We start from the raw sequence: 22,739 nt of genomic DNA, 5'->3' as shown, positions 1-22,739 counted from the left end.
CGTTCTCAAATTATCCAATTAAAGTTGTCGGTGTAACTGCTGAGTGGAGATCATGAAAAAGGGTATGCTATGCTGAACAGTCCGCGGACGAATAGTTGCCTGTGATGAGATCTCCAGTTTAGGGGGACCGGAATTGATAACAGCTACACACAGCAAACTATCGAGTGTATGTTAGTCAAAGATAAAGTGGCAGTAATCACTGGTGGCGCATCCGGTATTGGTGAAGCAACAGCCAGACAGTACTGTGAACACGGTGCCAACGTTGTTGTCGGCGATATCGACGAGCAAAATGGGGACGCAGTCGTCACAAAACTCAATGATCAAGGTGGAGAAGCAACGTTCGTGAAGACCGATGTATCCAACGAGAGTGACGTGAAACAGCTAATCGGAACTGCAGTCAAAAAATACGGTGGGTTAGATGTACTGTTCAATAATGCGGGTATCGAGGGTGCATTAGCTGACTCTGCCGAGTACTCCGTTACTGATTTCGACCGCGTAGTCTCGGTAAATTTGTTTGGAACATTCTATGGCATAAAATACGGGATTCAAGCGATGTTGGCGGATAATGGCGGATCGATCATTAACACGTCCTCTGTAGCCAGTATGACCGGGATAATGGGAAGAATCGGATACAGTGCTACGAAAGCAGGAATCAATGGAATGACACGGGCAGCAGCGATGGAATACGCAGAAGATGGCATTCGTGTGAATTCGGTCCTACCAGGGATAGTCCAAACGTCAATGCAAAACCGGGTTGCTGTCCAACGACCTGAACAGAGTGATCAATACGAGATTTCCGAAGCCATGCCCGGAAGTGCCGAACCAAAAGAACTTGCTAATGCAGTCCTGTTTTTAGGTTCAGACCTCTCTTCACGAATAACTGGAGTAACGCTACCGGTTGAGGGAGGATTTTTGATTCAACCATAGTTCGCTTTCTGAAATCCGATTGTTTATTCCATAGAGTTCTGTTCCAGACTATCGAGTGGCGGTGATTGTGGTGTCTCTTTATCGGGCTAATCCGGTCTGTCCGGGGAGATCATCACAATCTTTATTATATATTAGGAAGTCATGCCAGGTATGGTGCGTGACAAGCGGCCAGTATCACGAAGAAACGTCTTGAAAACTAGTGGCGCCCTTCTGACCATCGGTACCGCCGGTTTGGCCGGTTGTTCCGGCAATGGTGATGGAGGCAGCGGTGGAACCAGTAGCGATGGCGGAAGCAACAACGATGGCGGAAGCGGTGGAGACGATGGATCGACAAGTGCAGACTCTGGAAACGAAGAACTGGAGATCACCTTCGCAACGACTCAGCCGCCTGAGAATATTTCGGTCCAGACTGCGCAGGAATACTTCATCGATGCCCTAGAAGAAGAATCCGATGGACGTATTTCAGTCAATCTTGAAGCCGGTACACTGGGGGGGACAGAAGACAACCTCGCTGCTCTCGAATCCGGGACTGTCGACATACTACACGAGAGTCCGACAGCCCTGGCACAGCGGTTCGCCTCAGATTACTCCTTTGCAGGTGATCCGTTTGTTATCGAAGACATGGAGCACTACCGTGCAGTCAATGAAGAGTTCCTGAAACCTGACGATGGCCTAAATGGAATTCTCAAAGAGAACGGTATCAGACTGGGTGACGCCTTTTACGTCGGGAACCGTTGCTATACCAGTAATTCGCCCGTCACTTCACCTGAGGACGTGCAGGGTATGAAACTCCGTCTCCCACAGTATGAGACGTGGACCGCCGTTTGGAACGAAATCGGTGCAGACGTCACACCTGTGGCGTATGACGAACTCTACTCTGCGCTGCAGACCGGTGTTGTCGATGCATCCGAAGGCCCGATCTCCCAGTTCTTGTCTGTCAGCCTCAACGAAGTACAATCACACTTCAGTGTCACGAACCACCTCCTTGACACGAAGCACTTCCTCTATAACGATGAGTTCATGCAGGGTCTGAGCTCCGAAGATCGTGAACTTATCACTTCGACGGCGAGTGACGCCGTCGAATCAATGACAAGTGATATCAAAGCCCAAGAAGAGGAACTATATCAGGAGGCCAGAGACAGAGGGACTACCGTCGTGCCTCCGGAAGATGTCGATCGATCTGCCTTCGTTGAGGCTGGGATGCCAGCGCTGGAAGAATTGTCGGAGAACAATTGGGCCGTCAACATTGCCGACGTACAAGACCTCGCATAGAGCGATTCCAAACCACTCGCAATAACATCATTTCGGGTTTTTGCTTTTTCAGCGTTGTCTGTCGTCGAATGCAGCGGTTAAGGGTCGTAGGCACTGTTCTAGATACGATCACTTTTATACGTTTGACCGAGCATTTTTACCGGTGATTTAGATTGTACGGTAATACCTGTCGCTACGCGGCTCTCAATTCCGATCTCAGACTGTAGTTTCTGGAAGTTGCTGTCCTCAAGACGAAATCTATCCACAATAACTCACAAGGTTTTTTAACTGACGGAGTGAGTACCAGTTATGACCGGAGAATGGTTTGACAGAATTACCGCCGCAATTGGGGTAATCATGTTAAACATCATGTTGGTTGTCGGACTGCTCCAAGTGCTCAGTCGATACTTCACGTTCCCGGTACCGCTATATTGGACGTACGAGATAGCGAGGACAGTTCTGGCGTTGATGACAATCATCGCATTACCGTATATGTTTAAGAACGAATCAGATATCTCGTTTCTGCCAGTGCTAAGACGGATTACTACAAGAACTAATGAATTGCTTCTCCTACGCAACGTGTTCATGGCGTTCTTAGCTGGTATTCTCGTTGTATCAGCATACCTTGCAACAGTACTTGAAGGAGATGTTAGCCTTCCAATGATCGGATGGTTCAAAATCGGCTGGGGATACACGCTACTCGGAGTGAGCTCCGCTCTCCTTCTTGGAGTCATTATCCTTGATACAAAGACCCGCCTTGGCGGTTTTCAAGGTGATACTGATGTCTGAACTGCTCCTCGTTATCTTCATCGGACTGCTGATGCTGCTCTATGGGATCGGTGTGCCGGCAGCGTATTCGCTTGGGTTGACTGTTCTCGGGATAATGATACTCCCGATCGGTCCGCCGCTGAACCTGATCGTAATCACCCAGCGATTCTGGGCCGGGATGAATTCGTGGGTGCTCTTAGCTGTCCCATTCTTCCTCATGGCAGGCCGTATTATGAATATCACTGGGATCACCGACGACATGTTCAATTTCGCCACCGAGCTGGTCGGTCCGATTCAGGGCGGCTTGGCGCAAGTAAACGTCGTCGTGAGTCTGATCTTCTCAGGAATGAGTGGTTCTGCGGTTGCAGATGCAGCTGGGATTGGGAGTGTGGAATACGAGGCGATGACCTCCAACGGCTACGATGGTGAATCAGCTGTTGGGATTACCGGCGCTTCGGCGATCATCGGGCCGATTATCCCGCCAAGCATCCCAATCGTCATTTACGCAGTATTGGCACAAGAATCGATAGGGACACTGTTCATCGCCGGCATCGGTCCAGGACTCCTCCTCGCAACAGCGATGGCTGGAACAGCCTTCTATCTCGGAAGAAAGAGGAACTGGCCAGACGAGGGCAGTTATAATCTCTCTCGCCTCTTTGAATCATTCATAAAAGCAGTCCCTGGGTTGATCACGCCAACGATTATTATTGGAGGTATTCTTGGCGGTATCTTCACAGCGACAGAGGCAGCGCTGGTAGCAGTTGTGTACGCGCTACTACTCGGATTCCTGTATTACAGGTCTATTAGCTTGGAGGATCTGTATGAAGTCAGCAAGGAAACGTTCGAAGACACTGTAAGCATCGTGGTTATATTTGGTTTCGCAAATCTCTACGCGTACTGGCTGACGCTCTCAGGCATTCCAGATCTAATCGGTGAGATTGTGGTTGGACTTTCCCTAACTCCCGTGATGACGATGCTACTCTTGGCTGTGGTACTGCTAATCCTGGGAACCTTCATGGAGGGGATCGCAGTTCTCCTAATCATGGTCCCCATGCTTGTCCCCCTCTACCCAGAACTTGGTATCGATCCGGTTCATTTCGGAATCGTGATGGTGGTAACCCTGATGTACGGACTGATCACGCCACCGTTCGGATTGATACTCTTTGTACTTGAGCGAGTGACTGAAGAATCGCTTGATAAGGTAATGAAATCGATGGTGCCGTATTACTTACCACTGGCAGTGGCTCTCCTGCTGATCATCCTCTTGCCCGAATTATCCCTGGCGATCCCGAGAGCATTCGGGCTCCTCTAACCAAGCCGGGTTCTGCCATCTTCTCGCAAGTAGTGCTTTTCACTGATTCACTGAGCCTTCTGGTTAACAATATATTCCGCTGCGTGCATCTCTGATGCAGAAGATATGAACTGTAGAGACATTGCGCAATCCAAGTACTGTTTCTTTGCTTCGTGGTCACAATCACCCATGAGATGGCGACTATCCGAAACGGAATTATAGCGGTATGAACGCATCTCTACAGTACCCTTTAAAATCAGCAATGAGTAAACTAGAGTGGCGAAATCCGATACAATCTATGTCTTCTGCTAAACTTAGATTATCGTACCCGATTTCAACAGCGTAACAAAAATTGTCAGGACTGGCATCGAAACGAGCGTTGATACGAACACAGTAGCAGAGACGAACTCTGGGATAGTCACACCACCGACCCTCGTATCGCTTGCAAACTCTACGGAAAAGATAACGGGTGCTACTGCGACTGGCATAGCCGTCAGGAGAACAAACACCTGTGCTACGGTTGAATTCCCGAATCCCAATCCTATCGCTATGATGAGGCCGATACATGGTGAGAGCAAAAACCGAAAGAGAGTCGGTGTGATCGTCATTGACAGTGCACTCCGATACTGAGTCTCTGAAAGCTGAATCCCAAGAATGACTAGCATGACTGGAATAGCCGAATCGCCGACAAGCCCAAGAGTCTCCATCGCCGCTGAATCTGCAGGTGGAACTATATCCATCGCTCGGGCGACTATTCCAAGAAGAACCGCGTAAACGAGCGGATATCGGAAGACTCGCTTGAGACTCCCGATACGTGATTGCTCTCCTGAATTCGATGCAATTGCCAGACCAATCGTAAATACCAGTACACCGTGGACGGCCGCGAATAGCACGGCAGTCTGTCGTCCGAGATCCCCAAACGCGAAATCAGCCAGCGGAATTCCAAGAGCACCGGTATTTCCGAACGTAGCAATCAGGAGGAATGAATACAGTAACGAATCACCCTTTCCGAGGGCTTTACCCAAAATCCAGCTAGCTGTGAGAACACCCGTCACAAAGATACAGACTCCCAAAGAGACTTTGAAAAGAGCGTCTGTCCCTAACTCCGTGAGCGTTATACTATGGACAATGAGTGCTGGATTCAAAATAAAAAGAGATAACGTATTCAACGGACTTGAATCAATTTCTTTCGAGCGGCTAAGTAAGAAACCTGAACTTATAATCAGGAAAATTGGCAGGATGGAGGTGGCGATGACTCTTGTAATAGACTCCATTTGGGGGATACACGAGCAGGGTAAGTAAAAGGTCTTCTACTCCTGAAATTCATACTGGTGGTGTCGATCATAACGTGGGCAGTAAAATTGGGTATCATAGATATTGACAAAGTATAATACGGAAGCGGTTGATATCCGTCGTATGGTAATCGTGGCAGCCGTTGATGAATCAGATAGAGCAGCAAGCATCCTCGAAGAGGCCGACACTCTGGCCGAGAAATTCGGTGATACGATCCATGTGCTTCACGTCATGAAACGTTCAGAGGCAATTCAACTTGAAGAAGAGGGTGCCAATCCAGATGAAGTCGTGTCGATTGATGAATTACGGGAACGGGCATCAAGAACGGCTGCAAAAGCAATAGAATCGCATCCTACGAAGGCTTCATCCGAAAGTATCGGACGGATCGGGGATCCAGCATCAGAAGTTGTTGATTATGCCGATGATCGTGATGCACGGTATATCGTTGTTAGTCCACAGAAACAATCTGCCACGGGCAAAATGTTGTTCGGGAGTGTTGCACAGTCAATCCTGTTGAACGCGAGCTGTCCGGTGGTCTCGCTAGTGGCACAAAACTCAGAAGCATAACACGCCGATTGGTGTAACCTCCAACAACTCTACGATACCCCAGTCAAAGGAGTCCGGTACCCGAAGTTAGCTTGTGTGTAGGTTAGCGAATCATCCGGTATCAACAAAGATGCCATCAGTAGCGGCGCGTAAAGCCAGCCGTTTCCAATTTCGGGACTCTCTTCGTTCTATTGAATTATAGCTATGGCTGAGAAATTTCCCTCCAATGTTTCAAAACTATTGAAACACTTGATGGGGCTCATATCCGTTGTCTTGCGATAAAATAACTGGTGTACACTTGTTAGATTGGTTCTACTAGTCGGATCAAGCCATTTCAATATTTTTGAAACTAGGAGCCACGGAACTGCCGTCCGCTTCCAAGCGTGCCTATCGAACGCTTTTTCCAATTTAAATACCTATTTTACGGCTCCCAAAGGAGGAACAAAAGATCCTTTGACTGATTCATTGTCCTCGATACGCCGTCACTCTCGTCCCAGCCACTCCTTACTGTTGCCGTGAGGAGTTTGGAATGGGATACCATCTTCAGACTAACCCGCACGACCATGGCAACGTAGTGCCTATGATTGGGGGCCTCTATTTCATCCGGCAATATTCACTGACTACATCCTATCTCGCTAATAGGCTTCCCCAGATCTTCGAAGTCACCAACCGTATAATTCTCTGAAGGATACGAGCTTTTGATACAATCTGCTCGATTCGCTACAGTAATCAGTAAGCCGCGTTGATAATGTCGTCGTCGAGGTCGGCGAATTGTTCGAGATAGGTCAATCGCTCCTCACGGAGTTCCGCTCGTGCAGCCTGAAAGTCTTCAACCCGGTCAGGGATTCGGAACTGTTCGAAGTCAATACCAGGAACGTTACTCGGAACGACTAGACCAAGCGTGTCGTCGTGGGTCCACTGGATACTATTGCGGGCGACACCTTCGAGGATGGCGACGGTTTCTGCAACGCCGACATCAGCGGGGGTATCAGTACCGACGGTACCGGTGTTGATAACGTAACACTGGACATCAAGGTCCGCGATGAGATCGCGGAAGCGATTCCCCTCTTTTCCCTTGGAGCCGACAATAAAGGGGTTAGTGCCGACGACGCGGATGGATTCGCCGACCCGAGATGGGTCACCAGCGCTGGTTTCGATGGACTCGCCAAGCATGAATGCGACGGCTGCCTGCTCGTCACTAAGTTTCGCTACCGGCGGCATCAGTGGATTCCGTGTGATGAAAAACACCTGGTCGACGCTGTCAAGGCCGATGTCGTCCGCGGAGCTTTCGAGGTGGTCACGTCTGACTACGGCACGAGCGTTGCGGCCGTAGCGGGGTTCCTCGAAGTGAACGGTGCCATCGTCATCAACAGCGACATTTTCTAAGACAGCACTCTCGTCAGTCGCTGCATCGTAGAGCTCGGGCTGCTCATTGGGGTCCAGGCCAATAGTCTTGATGTAGAGGCCGCCGCCCTCGCTGCCAGCGACAGTGCCGGAGGGCAGTAATGCGCAGACATCGTCCTGTATCATTTCGACGCCCTCTGGATCGTCGAGCCACAACCCGTGGCTGGTCAACGTCGACTTCCCAGTGCCTGACAGACCGAGGAACAGTTGTCCGATCTCACGGTGACCGTCTTCGTCATGAAGCGTGACGCGCTTGCTGCCGGCGTGGAGGCCAAGACCACCCTGTTCCTTCGCACGCAACATGAACAATCGGAGGAACGACTTCTTCGCCTCACCGGTGTAGTCGCTACCGAGGACCGTTGTGACGCCGGAGTTAGGGTGGACACGAATCTTTGGATCGTCGGCTGCATCGGGGAGTTGGACGGTGACGAAGTCCGGCTCCGTACCGTCAGATGGTTCCAAGAGTTTCGCCCACGACAACGCGATTCGACCGTAGGCTTTGGGGAGGTACAGCCGACAGACGAACGACGAATCGGGTTGGTTACCGACGACGCGGTCGACACAGATGACATCGTTGTCCGTATTTCGAACCCAATCGAGGCCTTCCTCGAAGACCGCGAAGTCAGCGTCATCGAAGTCGGCATCAATGGCATTCTTAGTTCGGTCAGCGCTACGGGAGCGGTATTCGCTAACGTACGATGGTGAATCGTACTCGGTTGTTGTCTCAACATCCGTAGAGAACTCACGGAGATCCTTAAGCGACGGATTGTACGTGATGTGGTCGGCCCTTACAGGGTTCGGATACTTTGCTCTCTTCGGCACGCTATCAAGGCTAACCATCGTATTTCAGGGTTTGTAATATGGACGCATAAGCTTATTGAATACCCCTCTGAGTCTGCTTTGACCGTAATCGTACTACGTTTTCGTTGATGTCCTGTTGCGGTAACCGGGCGGATCCGTCTCGCTGACATTCTGTCACATATCGAATCAAGACGAGAAAGCCTCAGAGAATCATTAAAGAACTTTCGGACTCGGATTTGATATGCAAGCTTTCCCAGTCCGACTGGTTCTTCAGATGCGGTTTCAACGTTACGTCGCCCGGGATTCCTTTCGGTTTCGTACCGTTTTTCATCGATTATCTCTGGGGATTTCGGGGGCGACTCCTACCAGATCGAGGGTGTCGCAGTCCTGCTGCTGATTCCGGATCGAACGATAGTCATGATAGCTAAAATGCAGTGTATCCAAATGGTATTTCGTTCTAAGATTCTGAGAATCAGTGCAGGCAACTAAGTACTCTCTCACCCCCTTTCAGAATGCGATGTCAATTACAGAAGTAGCAAGCGATGTGTATACCATCCAGTTGGAGCACGTCCGAGTGTTCGTACTCCGGAACCGGCCTGAAGGCAAGACCACGCTCGTGGATGCAGGTTTCCCTGGTGATGGCCCTGAACTGGTCGAAACGTTACAAGCGGAATTCGACGGAATTGATCGGCTGATACTCACCCACGGTGATGAGGGTCACTTCGGTGGTACTCCCGCACTCGTGGATGCGTTCGATCCCGAACTCATTGTCCCTGGTGGAGCCAGAGGATTCCACGACGCATTCGACATCTCCGTAGACAACCACGTTAGTGATGGGGACCAACTTGAAGGGGGGTTAGAGGTTGTTCAAGTACCCGGACATACCGTTTCCAACAGCGGTCTTTACATTAGCGATGACAATGTCTTCATCGCTGGTGATATCCTCGAAGGCTCCGATAGGAGAGGTCTTCCAGCAGGCTATTTGGTCCCCCCAGCAGAGCAGTTCAACGATCTCTCGCATGCGCAAGCTGAACGAAATTTAGTGAAGCTCTTTGATTATGATATCGAGACAATATTGGTCAGCCATGGATCTCACGTCGATGAACAACCACTTGGCAAGCTAAATGACTGGCTCCTAGATCGTGAATGGGAACTCGAATACTGACCAGCCCACCAGATCATTATGACAGAGGGGTTTTGGTTCAGTAATAATTGAGAAGTGCATCTGAGCGGTCGTATACCCACTTTTCGTGAATCGGTTATTCATCCATGTTTTGTTTTCTCGTAGACTCTCACCTGGGTTTACTTTTCCTCGTGTGAAGATGGGGTTGATTCGCGTTGCGGGTTATTGGATCAGACTCCACAGGTGTGGGTTGCGTAGATATGAAACCAGACGTACTTACTGTGAGGCACTGTTGAAAGACCTATCTGGGCAATTAAAGTCCGGTAGTACCAGTGTCAGCATGGATCGAGATGGTACAGATTCAGCTATGATAACTGATCGGCCACATTTATATACTATGTTAGAAAACATCATGCTACCGAAGCATCAAACATATGAGAGCTGACAAACTCTTGCCCGAAGTTGTCCGCCAGAGCTATCTCCGCAAGTTCGCCCTCGCGGTTGTTGCTATCACATTCGTCATCGTGGTTGCGGGCCTGGCTGCACAGGGAGCGATTACTGCTGAATTAACCGACCAACGCGAAAGCGAACTGATAACAACAACGGTTCAGGAATCCCAGTCATTGAACGGGTGGCTTGAACAACAGACCCGGACGACGCGTCTCCTCTCGAATCACTACTTCGTGGCCGCAGCGTCAGGGCAACGAGCGGAGATGACGTTCATTAACGAGCAGGATCGCCTCAATCGGAGCGTGCACGCGATCAACTACGTCAACACGACCACAAGAACGATAGAACGCAGCACAGTCAACGAATACCGCGGCCGTACACTGGATGATTTCGCCCTATCTTGGCGGCGCGGAGATCTCGTTTTTGGGGACAATGATGACGTTGTCCAGTCACATGTCTTTGAAGAGGATGGACAGTACTATATGGCCTTTGCCAGTTCAGTTCCAGAGCGGGAGTACATGACTGTCGTGTTCTACAATGTGAGTAGCCGGTCCGCACAGTTTCGTAACTCCGTTCCGGGTGAAGAGACGTTCGTCGTCGAGACACGGGGCAACCGGAATGAAATCTTATTCGCCGACAATCGGACACGTGTCTTCGATCGGTTTGATGCTCCCGTGTCGTCGTCGATTCTCACGTCGGCAGTAAATGGCTCGACAGGGGTTGTCCAGACCGAGGACTACGTGTACAGCTACGCCCCCATTGCATCGACCGATTGGATCGTTATCAAGCAAGTCCCGGTCAACAATGCGTATGCCCTGAGAGACCAGATCCAGCAGTATTTATCCGTACTTATCGGCTTGGCGCTCGTCGGACTCGTTACGTTCGGTGCGTTCGTGGGCAGAGATATTCGGAACTCATTGACCGAGGTTACAGAACGTGCCGAGGCTATCGCTTCAGGGCAGATAGGTGAGGATATTGATGAGACCAACAGAGTTGACGAAATTGGACAGGTCAAGGCTGCCTTCGCCGATATACAGTCGTACCTGCGGACCGTCAGTGAACAGGCCGATGCGCTGTCGAACCGGCGGTTCGATGATCCAGCGCTTGACACCCAGGTGCCGGGCCGGCTTGGGGACTCACTGAATACGATGGGAGAGGATCTGGAAGGGTTCGTCGACGAAATAGAGCAGGCCAAGGCTGATGCCGAACAAGCCCAGCATGAGGCTGAAAACCTCGCTGAATCTCTGGAACAACAGGCTGAAGAATTTTCGAGTGTGATGCGAATCGCCGCCGAGGGGGATCTCACACAACGACTGGAGACCGATACCGATAACGCAGCGATGGCGGAAATAGCAGCGGCATTCAACGATATGCTCTCACAACTGGGGCAGGCGGTCGATCATATCCAGACGTTCGCTGTTAATGTAGACAAATCAGCTGAACAGATAACCGCCAGAGCTGACGAAGTTCGGACAACAAGCGAAGAAGTCAGCACCTCCGTCCAGGCAATCGCCGATGGGGCCGAACGCCAGAATGAGAATATCCAACAGGCCGCCGATCAAATGTCGGACCTCTCGGCGACCATTGAGGAGGTGGCTGCACAGGCGGATGAGGTCGCCGAGACCGCGAGCGAGGCTACTGAGATCGGGGAGGTGGGTAGCGAACGTGCAACCGAGGCGATAAGCGTGATGAACAACATCGAGTCACGAGCCGATGAGGCCATCGAGCGCGTCGAGGCGTTAAATGAGGAGATGGATCGTATCGGTGAGATTGTGGATCTGATTGACGATATCGCCGAGCAGACAAACATGCTTGCGCTGAACGCTTCTATCGAGGCCGCACAGGCCGGTGAAACAGGAGACGGATTCGGGGTCGTAGCTGACGAGATCAAGGCGCTGGCAGCGGAGACCAGCAAGGGGACTGAAGAAATCGCGACTGTCATTTCGGAAGTTCAAACCGCAACCGAGGATACAGTGACTGAAATCCGAGAGATGGGTAACAGCGTCTCTGATGGTATTGACACTGTTGAGGAGGCCGTTGATTCCTTAGAGCGTATCGTCGACCACGTTGGGACTGTCGATAACGGGATGCAGTCAATCAGCAAGATTACCGATGAACAGGCCAGTACAACTGAAGACACCGTCACAATGGTCGATCAAGTCGGGTCTATCAGTCAGCAAAACGCTACTCAAGCTGAGAGTGTCTCCGCGACTGCCCAGCAACAGACCACGACTACCATCGAGGTTACCGAGAGCATCGAATCCCTCTCCTCGAAGGCCGCGGATCTCTTGGAGCTGCTCGACCAGTTCGACGCTACAACCCGCGAGGAACATCCCGAAACCGAGGGCTCCAGTTCTAAGGGAACCACCGAGGGCGGCATGCATCGAATGAATAAGTAGGCGACAATTGGATCGGTATTTCTTCCATATCTGTGTCACACCCCACATATCGGCCTGATATACTTGAGAAATGGGCTTTCTGTATCCGCATTATACAATTTAGACCAATATATTCGCGTTATGTACCTAAACAACTCCAAAATTCGCATTCCCGGACTGTATTTCAGATTGATGATTTTAAAACACCGAATGTGTATGAACATTCGTGTGCTTTCGATGACCAAATTTATATAGCTTGGAATGATAAGGAATACCATGAAAATAGACGATTTCGCTCTTGCGGCTACAACAAACGACCTGACACGGGAGCCTGACGCCCGAGGAGTGGCAGACCTCATCGAATTTCGGATGGATAAAGCCGAGAACCCTGTCGAGCAACTTTCCGCGTACGACGGTGAACTCCCGATCATCGCAACGAACCGGACCCGATGGTTCGGTGGGAAAGCAAACGATTCCGGTCGTTTGGACGATTTGTTTGCTGCCTCACGGTTTGATTCTGTGAAATTTGTAGATATAGAGCTCGAAACGGCACGTGCAAAAGAGTGGATACTGACTGAGTTTCGGGAAAACGATGTTCAGTTAATCATTTCACACCATGATTTCGAAGCTACTCCGGAAAAAGAGATTCTGGATGCAATAATCAAGCAGTGCGCAGAATATGGAGATATCGCTAAAGTAGCGACATTCCCACAAAATAACACAGATGCGCTAACATTACTGGAGGCAATTTCCACAGCGAACAAGCAAGGTCTCGATGTGGCCGGTATCTCAATGGGTGAAATCGGCAGCCACACCCGAGCCGTTGCGCACCTGTACGGGTCAAAACTTGGCTACGCTCCGCAGGCAGCCGATAATAATGACTACGCACCGGGACAGATTCCACTAGAAAAACTTCGGTCACTCATTGAGACCACAAAAGAAGCCAGTGGTGAAGAACATGTTATTAATACGCTTGAGGAAGAGGAAGTCCGAGTTCCGAAGGAGCTCACACTCTCCGACTAGATTCGGCCTCTGCAGACGCACGAGCTGGTTCACTCGAAATTTGAAAGAGCTATTCTGAGAGGCGTTCAATATCTGAGAGGACGGCACTCGCTGTCTCAAACCCTCCTGCTCCTCGACCTGAAAGATTGAGCTGCCCGGCGGAGTTGGTTTCAATTCCGACCGCGTTACGTGTCCCAACAGGAGCGAGGTCAGCGTTGTCGGGTAGTAGACGGGAACCAACTCGAACTGTTCCGTTAGTAACTTCGACGATAAGCCGGATGGTGCGACCATCTTCTTGAGCCAAATCCAGCATGGTCCCGGGGAGGTTTTCTATTCCTTCAATTTCTGCATCCTCCAGGGAGAAGCTCTGTTCTTGCTCAAGGACATTTGCAATGATTACTCCTTTGAGTGCGGCGTCGATCCCATTCACATCGAAACTAGGATCCGCCTCTGCGACACCGAGATCTTGTGTTTCCGCAAGAACGTGTTCGTAATCAAGTCCTTCGGTAGCCATCCGGGATAAAATGAAGTTTGCAGTTCCGTTCAACACGCCACGTAACGAGGAGATCCGATCTGGCCCGAAATCCTCTATTGTGGCGATGACCGGTATTGCGCCGCCAACAGTTGCTCCAAACCGAACAGTACCCTCACTGTCTGCTTCAAGATCCCTGAGATCTTGATAGCGTTCTGCCACTGGGCCTTTGTTCGCAAGCACAACGTGGCGATCCCGTTGGAGAGCAATACTGGCGTGAGAAAACCCGGGCTCAGCGTCGCCGAGAGTCGTCGGCGTTGATTCGACAAGAACATCATAAGGCCCTTCCAATGCCGCTTCAGGGTTCTCACTCCCAACTACACCGTCCGTACGCTTCGAAGACAATACTTCTGAAACATTGACCCCATCTGGCTCAACGACTGCACTTGTTGAGTCAGCGACGGCTGTAACTGTATGTCCATATTCACTGGAGAGTTCGAGGACAGCAGAGCCAACATCACCAACACCGATAAGGCCAACTCTCATACGTCGCCTCCAGTAGTCAGTGGTTCAACTAAACGCAGTTCCTTCTCATCCGCAATATGGCGAATTGATTCCAAGACGTCCGATGTTGAGCCCGATTCGGTCGCCAATTTCAATCGGGCACTGGAGATATCTGTTGCTCCTTGTGGCGCTGTTAACGAGATATCAGTCACTGTTGCATACTTGGTCTCTTGAATCTGTGAAAGCGTATCTGAAAGATCAGTATCGATGAGATGGCCAGATAGTATTATAGTCAAACCCTCGCTATATCGTTCAGTGCCCGCCTGAATGACGTTTATTCCTGCGTCACGGAGTCCGTCAACAATTGTCTCAAAACGGTCTGGTGTTGCCTCAACATCGACTTCGACAGGGATGTGTCCCCTGGGAGTGACGTTTCCACGTTCATGGAAAATAGAAAGGAGGTTCCCCCCATTTTCGGCGATTGGCTTGAGGGAGCGAAGCAGCTCTCCTGGTTCGTCCACTAACTCCAACCGAAGGGTGTAAGCACGAATATCTGTTTGTGAATCATTCATCGGATTTCCACCAGCGAGTATCGCTAATCATTGTCGGAAATCACAGTTGAGACGTATTATGGCCTTTCATTTGTGTCCTGGTTCGCTAGTACCGTTTTCCGAAGGGTCAACGCAAATACAGTGGTATGGACCAACTTGTTATATTTGAGGACTTACTTGGGTTTCCCATGAATCGCCCCGGGGTCACGAAACCCTCGCGTCGCGTATCTTTCGAAATCAGACAACCTTCTGGGTCTAGGAATGTGGTGTACCACTCAGTTGTTCAATAAATGTATTGATCGTCCGGATCTCGTCGTCGTTAATCTCGTGTCCTAGCCCATCGTAGAAATTGCTTGTCACATCGCCCCCAAGGTGTTCGAATACCCGTGCCGAGTCCTGGACGCGCTCAGCAGAAACGTAGGGATCGTCGGCACTGCAGCCGAAAAATACTGGGGTTCCATCGATGGAGCCTTCGTACTCTTTGTTAGTTTTTTCTCCGAGTAGGCTTCCAGATAATACAATAAGTCCGCCATAGCGTCGGGGATTACGGGCAACGAATTCACCCGCGAGACATCCGCCTTGCGAAAACCCGAACAGAAGCGTTCGTTCGGGTGCGATTCCAGCAGCAGCAGCCATTTCGATTGTACCCGCTACGTGATCGAGTGCCGAGGAGAACCACGGTTCATTGTCATCGATCGGGGTGTACCCTGAGCGAGGATACCAAGACCGTTCTGCCGCTTGCGGGGCAAGATACATAGCCCCATGATGCAGGAATTCATCGATGAGCGTGAGAATACGCTTTGCCGTTGATCCCCGACCGTGGAGCATCACGACAGCGGTCTCAGCTACTGGTGGTGGTGCGCCCGCCGTCTCAATGGGCTGCCCATGATGCGGATTCTCGGGTGACCGGGTTGGACCAGCGTCTTGTCCCATTAGTTAGTCTCCATAACAGGAGAGAGATCGAGTGGCTGTAGTTGTCCCTCAATCATCTCGCGGTCCTCTTCGAGCCATGGCGGGAGAAACAGTGATTGCCCGAGCGTGTCGAGTTCGTCCCCATCTGTGAGTCCCGGCTCTTCCGTGGCGAGTTCGAACAGAATTCCACCGGGTTCGCGGACGTACAGCGAGTGGAAGAAATGACGGTCCTTCACTCGTGACACGTCATATCCACGCTCTCGAAAGAGATCGTGCCATTCGTAGAGCTCATTTTCCGTAGGGACACGCATAGCGACGTGATGGATGGATCCAGCACCCTCACGGCCAAACTCAGCGTCCTGGTCTATGAGATCGACGACAGTCGCACGATTCCCTTGTGCCTGATATCGGACCCTACTGCCCGTTTGATCAAGGAGTTCGAATCCCAATGTATCTAGTACGCTGGCAGTGACGTAGACGTGTGTCGAAAGCAAGGTTACGCCGTGGATTCCACGAATTGCGTTCTGGGCCGGTATCGGACCGCCCGTCCATGGTGTCACGTCTGACTCGCCTGTGACGAGTTCAAGTTGCGTGCCGTCCGGGTCGGAAAATTGGATGACAGTTTCGTCGAATCGGTCCAATGGTCCCTCAAACGAGACACCGTGTGACGTGAGTCGCTCTCGCCAGTATGACACTGAATTCGGCGGGATAGTCAGCGAGGCGGTGCTGATCTGTGGCTTCCCGGGGCGACCATCGTCTTCGGCGGGATACGGAAAGTACGTCAAGACGGTGCCGGGCGAGCCGGTTTTGTCCCCATAGAAGAGGTGCCGGGTGAACTTCTCGTTGAAGTTTACCGTTTGCTTGACGAGACGTAAACCGAGGACATCTCTATAGAAGCCGAGGTTTTTTTGAGCATTGCGAACGATCCCCGTGATATGATGAATGCCGTCTGTATCTGTAACCATAGGTGAGTGGATGTTAGATAGTCCTGTGAGATACGAGAGACTTTCGTCGCAACCTACATTAGATATCAGGTTTGGTCAGGCTGTACTGTTGGATAGATTCTTAGGCATTAGAGGCGGCACAGACCGGTTCCCAGGCGACTCAGAACGAGATTGAACTGACTTGCCTCGTGCCGGTCGTGATTATCGTGCCAATCGGTCTCATGGATTATTGTTACCCTTGCCAGGTAACCCCGGGTCCCACACCACGGGCCACGGCCCATTACAGTCTCTGTGACCAGCAACCGAATCTCTACAGAAGCCATCTGTTGGTCTGTACAGGACAAGGAGTTACCATCTTCGCCCGATTAGACAACTATTGATGGACTGGGAAGGGGTGAAGAAGGAACTACGGGACGCGGGCTATACTGGGTTCGAGTTCGATAGCGGAACGACCGCTGTACCGGGACTCTCCGGAGAATGGGTGACCGGTGAGATTGCACGGAAGGGGGAACTGAAACGTGAGCACCAGTCGCTCTTAATACGGATTTGTGATCTCATACCGGGCAGTGTTACCGTGAATGCGAACCCCGAAAACGCTCCGGAACGCATACGGAATATTGCCGAGAGACACGGGTTAACCGTCGTGATAGTCAGCGTCTCTAACGATAAAGTGCGTATCGCACTTTGTAACCCCTCAAAACATGATTTGTAACGGTGTGTTCGCACACCTACTGAGCGGCTGTTTCCTGTTATATTCACCGAAAACAATACCTTGTGAAGCGTTGCATGACATCTCCATCGTTACACCCGAGAGTATGTGTTTACCCGTCGTCCGGCGCGGCCCCAAGCCCGTCGTCGACCAGCCGGGTGAACCGTTCGATGAGGCGGTCTGTGAGCGACGGACGGACCGCCGCAAGCAGCCGCCGTGTCTCGTCAGGGTCGGTCAGGGACACGACGACACGCCCCCGCTCGCCGTACGATTTCTCGAGTATCCCGGCCTCAGCCAGCGCCGAAACGTGCCAGGAGACGGTACTGCGGGCGACTCCCAATCGGTCGGACAGCTCGTCTGCCGACAGGGTCCCCGATTCCAGCAGGTGAAGGATGATCGTCCGCGCAGTCTCACGCCGAGCGAACGCGAGTACACGCCGCTCCCAAGGGTCGTACTCCCGGCTGTAATAGTGGGTTTTGCCCTGGATCTCCTCGACGACGATGTCGCCAGCACGGCGGAGCTTCCGCAGGTGATACTGTGCCTGGCCCGTCGCGATATCGAGGTCTGCCGCAAGCGCGTTGAAGTGGACTCCCGGCTTCGTCTCGACGTGGGAACGCACCTGCTCGGTAACCGTGGACATGGTCTTCAGTACAGCTTCATATCCACCGAGACAACAGGGTATCGGACGTTCTCACCGCGCGGGAACGCGTCTACATTCCCCCGACCAGTTCCCGCGTGATATCCTCCGCGGGGAGGGTCTGGCCCCCGTACTCCTCGGCAAACGACTCGGCGTCCGCGCTGTCGCTGAACGGGACGATAGCGGTCCCCATCGCCCCCTCGACCTCCGAGTTCGCGACGACGGTGAGTTGCCCCGATGGGGCGAAGGCGCCAGCCTCCAGATGTCGAGAGATGATCGTCTTGCCCCCGTCGGTCCGGATCTCGTAGTCGGGTACGCTGTAGTCGGTCAGGAACGTCTCCGCAGGGGTCCACCCCGATTGTTCCTTGGCGAACCGGTGCCGGTACGTACAGACCGTGCTGCAGAACCGTGCCGGCGGGTCATGCCCCTCCGGCGTGTTGTCCTGGTAGTACGTTTGCCCGACCGGACCCGGGTGCTGGTCGATGACCATCCCACACTGGTCACAGTTCTGTCCGCTCTCGATACTGACTGGCTCCACCTCTTCGCTGGTCCCCAGACACCCCGAGAGCGACACGACCGTCGCGGTCCCGACCAGAAAGCACCGCCGTGTCAGACCTATTGCATGTTCAGACATACTAGGCAGTACACTGAACGACACCAAATGGTTCATGGTGCGACCGTCGAAACGCCGGTCAGTCGGGGACACTCGGCGGCGCGACTGCATAGATCGCACTCAACACCAGCAGCGCGATGAGGAAGTCGAACCCGTGTTCGGTGAGGTGGTGTACCACCATCGGGACAGCACCGAGTACGGTCCCGATGCCGACCACGGATCGAAGGACCAGCAGCCCGATAGCGACGGTCAACAGAACGTACGGCCGAGACCGGCGTCGGGACGTACTGGCCGCTGCGACGAGAAACAACGCCAGCGTTCCGAGCGTGGAGAGGACTAGGATGGCGAGTAAGATTGCCGACTGGCCGGGACCAATCCAGTCGGCCGTGGGTTGGAACATCTCTCTGGTCACAGTTCGGTCGGGTCCACTGGAATCGGTTTCGGTAGAAGCCGCTGTCGCGCCTGAACCCAAACCTACGCCGGACACCCGGGTACAGTACAGTTCTACCGGGGGCTGGTCGCACGGACGGAGCTGTCGCTTAGGTAGCCACCAGAACCGGCCGTCCCGCGTTCTGGACGACCCGGTCGGTCACGCTTCCGATCTGGTCGGTCTCCGTGTGAGAGTGGCCGTGGTATCCGAGCACGATCAGATCGGCGTCGACTTCGTCGGCATAGCTGATAATCTCGACATACGGTTTCCCGTGACAGCATCGAGTGGTGACCTCAACGCCGAGCCCGTCCCCTCTCTCAGCGATCTCCGCGAGCTCATCGTTCCCCCATTCTTCGACTTCGATGGTTTCCAGTTCCATACTGCTCAGGGCTGGCTCGGCGTGTCGGTCTGTATCGACAACGAAGACGGCGTGTAGCTCCGCACCGTGTTGCTCGGCCTGTTCAAGCGCGTGCGTCGCTGCGCGGTTCGCATCAGCACTGCCGTCCGTTGCGACCACAATCGTGTCGTACATACTAGAGGAGAGCATCGGCACCTATTTCAATCCACTGACCATTCTCAAACAGTAATAATCTATTGTCACAATCTGGCGGCAGTCACGGCTCGATGTTCTCTCTGAATCCGGGTGCCAGTCCAGTCTGTCGAATCCCCGCCAGTTCGGTTATCTCGAATTCATAGAGTGCGACCCCACCGGAGGTGGTAGCCGTCTGGAGCGTGTTTGGTCGCCAGGCGTTCTGGGTCATCGCCGTGATATCCGACCACTCGTCCTCCGGAACCCTACTGATATCGCCGGCGAGCATCACGCTCTGCCACTCAAACGCGGTGTCGATGTCGTAGACGAGAAAGCGGCCCCGGCCGGCCTGCTCAGTCAGCTCCGCCTTCTGACTCGATTCGCCCAGGAGATAGGTGAAATAGAGACAGGCCCCGTCGTCAAAGCCGTACGAGAGGGGCAGCAGATACGGGACATCCGTCGTCGGAAGCCCTAAAACTCCGGTCGAGTGATTGGAGAGGAATTCCCGAATCTCTTCGTCGTCCATCTGTTCGAGTCCGTACTCCTCTAATTGGTCGATTGTCATAGGTCGCGTCTGATCATCCAGTTACGTATCACGAATGCAACCCCAAGCTAAAAAAAGTAGAGCGGGGGGTTTCAGGGAGTACAAAACAGATGCGCTCTCACTGACGAAGTCGCCCATTACTCTTGGGCCGGTAGTACGTGTACCGGCTCGTTTTCAGCCAGTAAGAAGTCCCATGGGGCTCTTTATTGTTGCGCTGCCAACACGAACACATGGACTTTGATGAGTTCACCGGCGAGATACAGCACAGGCTTGAACTACCCGGCACCGGTGAGGCCGTTCGCGCGATCCGCGCGACACTGCTACCCCTGGGGCAGCGCATCCCCGAAGAGAACGCCGAGGACTTCGCTGCCTCCCTCCCGATGGAAATCAAGTGGTACATGACCGGTGCGGTCCACGACCACGGCCAGCGGTTTGACTGGACGAAGTTCGTCGACCGCGTCGCCGACATATCGGGAGCCGACCCGTCGGACGCGGCGTATCACGCACGCGTCGTTGTTGACCTGATACATACGGTTGTCCCACCCGCCGATTTCGAAGACCTCCGCGGCCAACTCCCCGAAGGCGAGGACGAGGAGAACTGGGGCGAACTCTTCGGAATAGTTGATGCGGGCGGCTGGGGCGAGGCGGAGGAGGCGCAAACAGGCGGTGGCCCGCAGTAGTCCGCTGTGGGCGCGCAGACGGATTATTGTCGATAATTTCCAACCCCGGGGTCGGCGGACACCGGTACAATGCGATACCAGTCTATATCAGGGGATCTACACCCATAGCGGTTCACACGGCGTGTTTCAACTGAATTCCGACTGGTTCTGGTAATAGCCGTACAGTTGTTACGGCTCCCCTTATACTGGGGGTGGCGACTCGTGCGAACCGTTGGCAACGCTGTCAGATATCCGGGCCCGGCCTCAGCCCCCGGAGTTCCAGTATCGCGAGAATCGCGACTGGCATTTATTTACTGACACCAACGATCTGTAAACACAGCAATGCTCGATTCAATCCTGGTCCCGACCGACGGCAGCGAACACGCGGCCCGGGCCGCTGAACACGGGGCGGCCCTGGCCAGTGCATTCAGCGCGACTCTGCACGTCTTGGCCGTTATAGATACGCGAACAGCGGGCGGGCCATTCAGCGACGGCGATCTCGAAGACGAGATACTCGACCGCATGACGGCTGATGCCGAAGACACCATTGCGGCCATCACGGACGCCGTGGACGTCCCTGGGGACATACAGACGACTATCCGCAAGGGTGACCCAGTCGACGAGATATGCACGTACCGCGACGACAACGATGTGGACCTGATCGCAATGGGAACACACGGCCGTACGGGTATCGGACGGTACGTCGCCGGGAGCGTGACAGAGAGCGTCGTTCGGCAGGCCGATGTCCCCGTTTTCACCGTCCGTGCGACCGAGCTGAGTCGCGACACCGCTCCCTACGATGATATCCTCGTCCCGACGGACGGAAGCGAGCCCGCAACGGCCGCAGTTGAGCCCGCATGCGAGATTGCGGCGCAGTTTGACTCCTGTATTCACGCTCTGAACGTCGTCAATCTCAACAATATCGCGACTGGGTCCGAATACACGCTGCCGAAAGACCTGATCGACACCCTGGAATCACAAGGTGAGAAAACGACCGAGCGGGTCGCAACGAGGGCACGCGAGTTCGGAGTAGAAGCCGTCACAGAGGTCGTCAGTGGGTTCCCGGCGTCAGACATTCTCGATTACGCTGCGGAGAACGATATCGATCTGATCGCGATGGGGACGACCGGTCGAACCGGGCTCAATCGGTTCCTCATGGGAAGCACGACAGAACGGATCATCAGACACGCCGACATGCCTGTCCTGGCAATCAACGCCCGAGACCGGGGAGTAGATGAGTCCTGACAGGACGCAGCCCCTTTCCCACCTGTGAGTACGGCGTCTGTCATGCCCTCAGCCAGGCACCACTCAGACGCGACACGACCATGCACTTATTGCTGCTCCTGTCGTGTCAATAACTATGTCCGCGGACAACCCTGTCACGATGACGGACGAGGAACGAGACGCGTTTCTGGACAACGGGGGCACGGGCGTCCTCTCGCTCGCCGCCGGCGACGCGCCGCCCCACTCAGTGCCGGTTTCATACGGGTACGACGCGCCGACTACCACCTTCTACTTCCGGTTGGCTGTCGGTGCGGAGCGGTCGAAAGGTGAGCTCGCAGACCGCCCAGCGACGTTCGTGACGTATCGCGAGACAGATACGGGTTGGCAAAGTGTGGTCGCGAACGGGCGGCTCGAAGACGTCGAACAGGAGGGAATCGAGACGGAAACGCTGGAAGGACTCGAACACGTCGACATGCCCATGATTGACATCTTCGAACGCCCGCTCCGCGAAGTGGACTTCGAATTCTACCGCCTCGTACCGGATGAGCTAACGGGGCGGACCGAAACCTAACGCGAGACGCGTCCTCACGGCACCTGCTCATCATTGGGGAGCGCAATAGATTAGCTGTTGTTTTCGAGAACGTGACAACTAGTGCCGTGAACAGGCAATCCTCGCGGATATAGTGCCCAAATACCGGATCAAAGCCTGTCGTTACCTGCTCACCGCGGGCGCGTTTGGCCTGAGTTCCACACCTCACTCTCCCGGCGCAAATAGCG

At 53.2% G+C, this 22,739-nt stretch carries 23 protein-coding genes; 12 read left to right on the top strand and 11 right to left on the bottom strand.

Annotation, left to right across the window (positions count from 1 at the left end; genetic code table 11):
• Positions 1–168: 168 nt before the first annotated feature.
• The 4 genes from ACY9XZ_RS16005 (at position 169) to ACY9XZ_RS15990 (ending at position 4,258) form a co-directional block, all read left to right on the top strand.
• The gene (locus ACY9XZ_RS16005) at positions 169–927 is read left to right on the top strand and encodes an SDR family NAD(P)-dependent oxidoreductase (protein ID WP_463458018.1); all 759 of its coding nucleotides are present in this window, start codon (positions 169–171) and stop codon (positions 925–927) included.
• A gap of 150 nt (positions 928–1,077) precedes the next feature.
• Positions 1,078–2,199, top strand: a complete 1,122-nt coding sequence (locus ACY9XZ_RS16000) for a TRAP transporter substrate-binding protein (protein WP_463458017.1) — start codon at positions 1,078–1,080, stop codon at positions 2,197–2,199.
• A 288-nt stretch (positions 2,200–2,487) separates the two neighbouring features.
• Positions 2,488–2,967, top strand: coding sequence for a TRAP transporter small permease (locus tag ACY9XZ_RS15995; protein ID WP_463458016.1), 480 nt, complete (start codon positions 2,488–2,490; stop codon positions 2,965–2,967).
• Complete coding sequence (locus tag ACY9XZ_RS15990; protein ID WP_463458015.1) at positions 2,960–4,258, top strand: TRAP transporter large permease; 1,299 nt, start codon at positions 2,960–2,962, stop codon at positions 4,256–4,258. The genes ACY9XZ_RS15995 and ACY9XZ_RS15990 overlap by 8 nt, the downstream gene beginning before the upstream one ends.
• A 293-nt stretch (positions 4,259–4,551) precedes the next feature.
• Here the strand turns inward: ACY9XZ_RS15990 and ACY9XZ_RS15985 are convergent, their stop codons facing one another.
• Positions 4,552–5,511: an AEC family transporter gene (locus ACY9XZ_RS15985; RefSeq protein WP_463458014.1), complete on the bottom strand. Its 960-nt coding sequence runs from the start codon at positions 5,509–5,511 to the stop codon at positions 4,552–4,554.
• A 142-nt stretch (positions 5,512–5,653) separates the two neighbouring features.
• Here ACY9XZ_RS15985 and ACY9XZ_RS15980 point away from each other — a divergent pair, with 142 nt between their 5' ends.
• Positions 5,654–6,097, top strand: a complete 444-nt coding sequence (locus ACY9XZ_RS15980; RefSeq protein WP_463458013.1) for a universal stress protein — start codon at positions 5,654–5,656, stop codon at positions 6,095–6,097.
• A gap of 708 nt (positions 6,098–6,805) precedes the next feature.
• Here the strand turns inward: ACY9XZ_RS15980 and ACY9XZ_RS15975 are convergent.
• Positions 6,806–8,320, bottom strand: coding sequence for a phosphoenolpyruvate carboxykinase (ATP) (locus tag ACY9XZ_RS15975; RefSeq protein ID WP_463458012.1), 1,515 nt, complete (start codon positions 8,318–8,320; stop codon positions 6,806–6,808).
• 478 nt (positions 8,321–8,798) lie between these two features.
• Here ACY9XZ_RS15975 and ACY9XZ_RS15970 point away from each other — a divergent pair, with 478 nt between their 5' ends.
• The 3 genes from ACY9XZ_RS15970 to ACY9XZ_RS15960 all read left to right on the top strand — a co-directional run bounded on the left by ACY9XZ_RS15970 (position 8,799) and on the right by ACY9XZ_RS15960 (position 13,255).
• A complete protein-coding gene (locus ACY9XZ_RS15970; protein ID WP_463458011.1) occupies positions 8,799–9,446 on the top strand; it encodes an MBL fold metallo-hydrolase in 648 nt (215 codons plus the stop codon).
• Positions 9,447–9,838: 392 nt separating this feature from the next.
• Positions 9,839–12,253 (top strand): methyl-accepting chemotaxis protein, encoded by a 2,415-nt coding sequence (locus ACY9XZ_RS15965; protein WP_463458010.1) that lies wholly within the window; start codon positions 9,839–9,841, stop codon positions 12,251–12,253.
• A 324-nt stretch (positions 12,254–12,577) separates the two neighbouring features.
• A complete protein-coding gene (locus tag ACY9XZ_RS15960) occupies positions 12,578–13,255 on the top strand; it encodes a type I 3-dehydroquinate dehydratase (RefSeq protein WP_463458101.1) in 678 nt (225 codons plus the stop codon).
• Positions 13,256–13,304: 49 nt separating this feature from the next.
• Here the strand turns inward: ACY9XZ_RS15960 and ACY9XZ_RS15955 are convergent, their stop codons facing one another.
• The 4 genes from ACY9XZ_RS15955 to ACY9XZ_RS15940 all read right to left on the bottom strand — a co-directional run bounded on the left by ACY9XZ_RS15955 (position 13,305) and on the right by ACY9XZ_RS15940 (position 16,638).
• The gene (locus ACY9XZ_RS15955) at positions 13,305–14,252 is read right to left on the bottom strand and encodes a homoserine dehydrogenase (protein ID WP_463458009.1); all 948 of its coding nucleotides are present in this window, start codon (positions 14,250–14,252) and stop codon (positions 13,305–13,307) included.
• A complete protein-coding gene (locus ACY9XZ_RS15950; RefSeq protein ID WP_463458008.1) occupies positions 14,249–14,782 on the bottom strand; it encodes an amino acid-binding protein in 534 nt (177 codons plus the stop codon). Before ACY9XZ_RS15950 ends, ACY9XZ_RS15955 begins: the two co-directional genes overlap by 4 nt.
• A gap of 234 nt (positions 14,783–15,016) precedes the next feature.
• A complete protein-coding gene (locus tag ACY9XZ_RS15945; RefSeq protein ID WP_463458007.1) occupies positions 15,017–15,694 on the bottom strand; it encodes an alpha/beta hydrolase in 678 nt (225 codons plus the stop codon).
• Entirely contained in the window at positions 15,694–16,638 is a 945-nt protein-coding gene (locus tag ACY9XZ_RS15940; RefSeq protein WP_463458006.1) for a VOC family protein, read from the bottom strand. The genes ACY9XZ_RS15945 and ACY9XZ_RS15940 overlap by 1 nt, the downstream gene beginning before the upstream one ends.
• Positions 16,639–16,996: 358 nt before the next feature.
• Here ACY9XZ_RS15940 and ACY9XZ_RS15935 point away from each other — a divergent pair, with 358 nt between their 5' ends.
• On the top strand, positions 16,997–17,329 hold the full coding sequence (locus ACY9XZ_RS15935; protein ID WP_463458005.1) for a hypothetical protein: 333 nt from the start codon (positions 16,997–16,999) through the stop codon (positions 17,327–17,329).
• A gap of 109 nt (positions 17,330–17,438) precedes the next feature.
• On the opposite strand, the gene ACY9XZ_RS15930 is transcribed toward ACY9XZ_RS15935, so the two are convergent.
• From ACY9XZ_RS15930 to ACY9XZ_RS15910, 5 genes are all read right to left on the bottom strand, one after another.
• Complete coding sequence (locus ACY9XZ_RS15930) at positions 17,439–17,966, bottom strand: winged helix-turn-helix transcriptional regulator (protein ID WP_463458004.1); 528 nt, start codon at positions 17,964–17,966, stop codon at positions 17,439–17,441.
• 70 nt (positions 17,967–18,036) lie between these two features.
• On the bottom strand, positions 18,037–18,597 hold the full coding sequence (locus ACY9XZ_RS15925; RefSeq protein ID WP_463458003.1) for a nitrous oxide reductase accessory protein NosL: 561 nt from the start codon (positions 18,595–18,597) through the stop codon (positions 18,037–18,039).
• Positions 18,598–18,655: 58 nt separating this feature from the next.
• Entirely contained in the window at positions 18,656–18,976 is a 321-nt protein-coding gene (locus ACY9XZ_RS15920; protein ID WP_463458002.1) for a DUF7471 family protein, read from the bottom strand.
• Between the two features lie 139 nt (positions 18,977–19,115).
• The gene (locus tag ACY9XZ_RS15915; RefSeq protein ID WP_463458001.1) at positions 19,116–19,538 is read right to left on the bottom strand and encodes a universal stress protein; all 423 of its coding nucleotides are present in this window, start codon (positions 19,536–19,538) and stop codon (positions 19,116–19,118) included.
• Between the two features lie 82 nt (positions 19,539–19,620).
• The gene (locus ACY9XZ_RS15910) at positions 19,621–20,100 is read right to left on the bottom strand and encodes a pyridoxamine 5'-phosphate oxidase family protein (protein WP_463458000.1); all 480 of its coding nucleotides are present in this window, start codon (positions 20,098–20,100) and stop codon (positions 19,621–19,623) included.
• A gap of 209 nt (positions 20,101–20,309) precedes the next feature.
• On the opposite strand from ACY9XZ_RS15910, the gene ACY9XZ_RS15905 reads away from it, so the two are divergent.
• From ACY9XZ_RS15905 to ACY9XZ_RS15895, 3 genes are all read left to right on the top strand, one after another.
• Positions 20,310–20,759 carry a DUF2267 domain-containing protein gene (locus tag ACY9XZ_RS15905; protein WP_463457999.1) on the top strand — a complete coding sequence of 150 codons (450 nt, stop codon included), beginning with the start codon at positions 20,310–20,312 and terminating at the stop codon, positions 20,757–20,759.
• A gap of 321 nt (positions 20,760–21,080) precedes the next feature.
• Positions 21,081–21,983 (top strand): universal stress protein, encoded by a 903-nt coding sequence (locus ACY9XZ_RS15900; RefSeq protein WP_463457998.1) that lies wholly within the window; start codon positions 21,081–21,083, stop codon positions 21,981–21,983.
• A gap of 115 nt (positions 21,984–22,098) precedes the next feature.
• The gene (locus ACY9XZ_RS15895; RefSeq protein WP_463457997.1) at positions 22,099–22,533 is read left to right on the top strand and encodes a pyridoxamine 5'-phosphate oxidase family protein; all 435 of its coding nucleotides are present in this window, start codon (positions 22,099–22,101) and stop codon (positions 22,531–22,533) included.
• Positions 22,534–22,739 lie beyond the last annotated feature (206 nt).

The organism is Haloarcula sp. HT12 (genome assembly GCF_055271655.1).
This window is presented reverse-complemented; position numbering and strand designations above follow the sequence as displayed.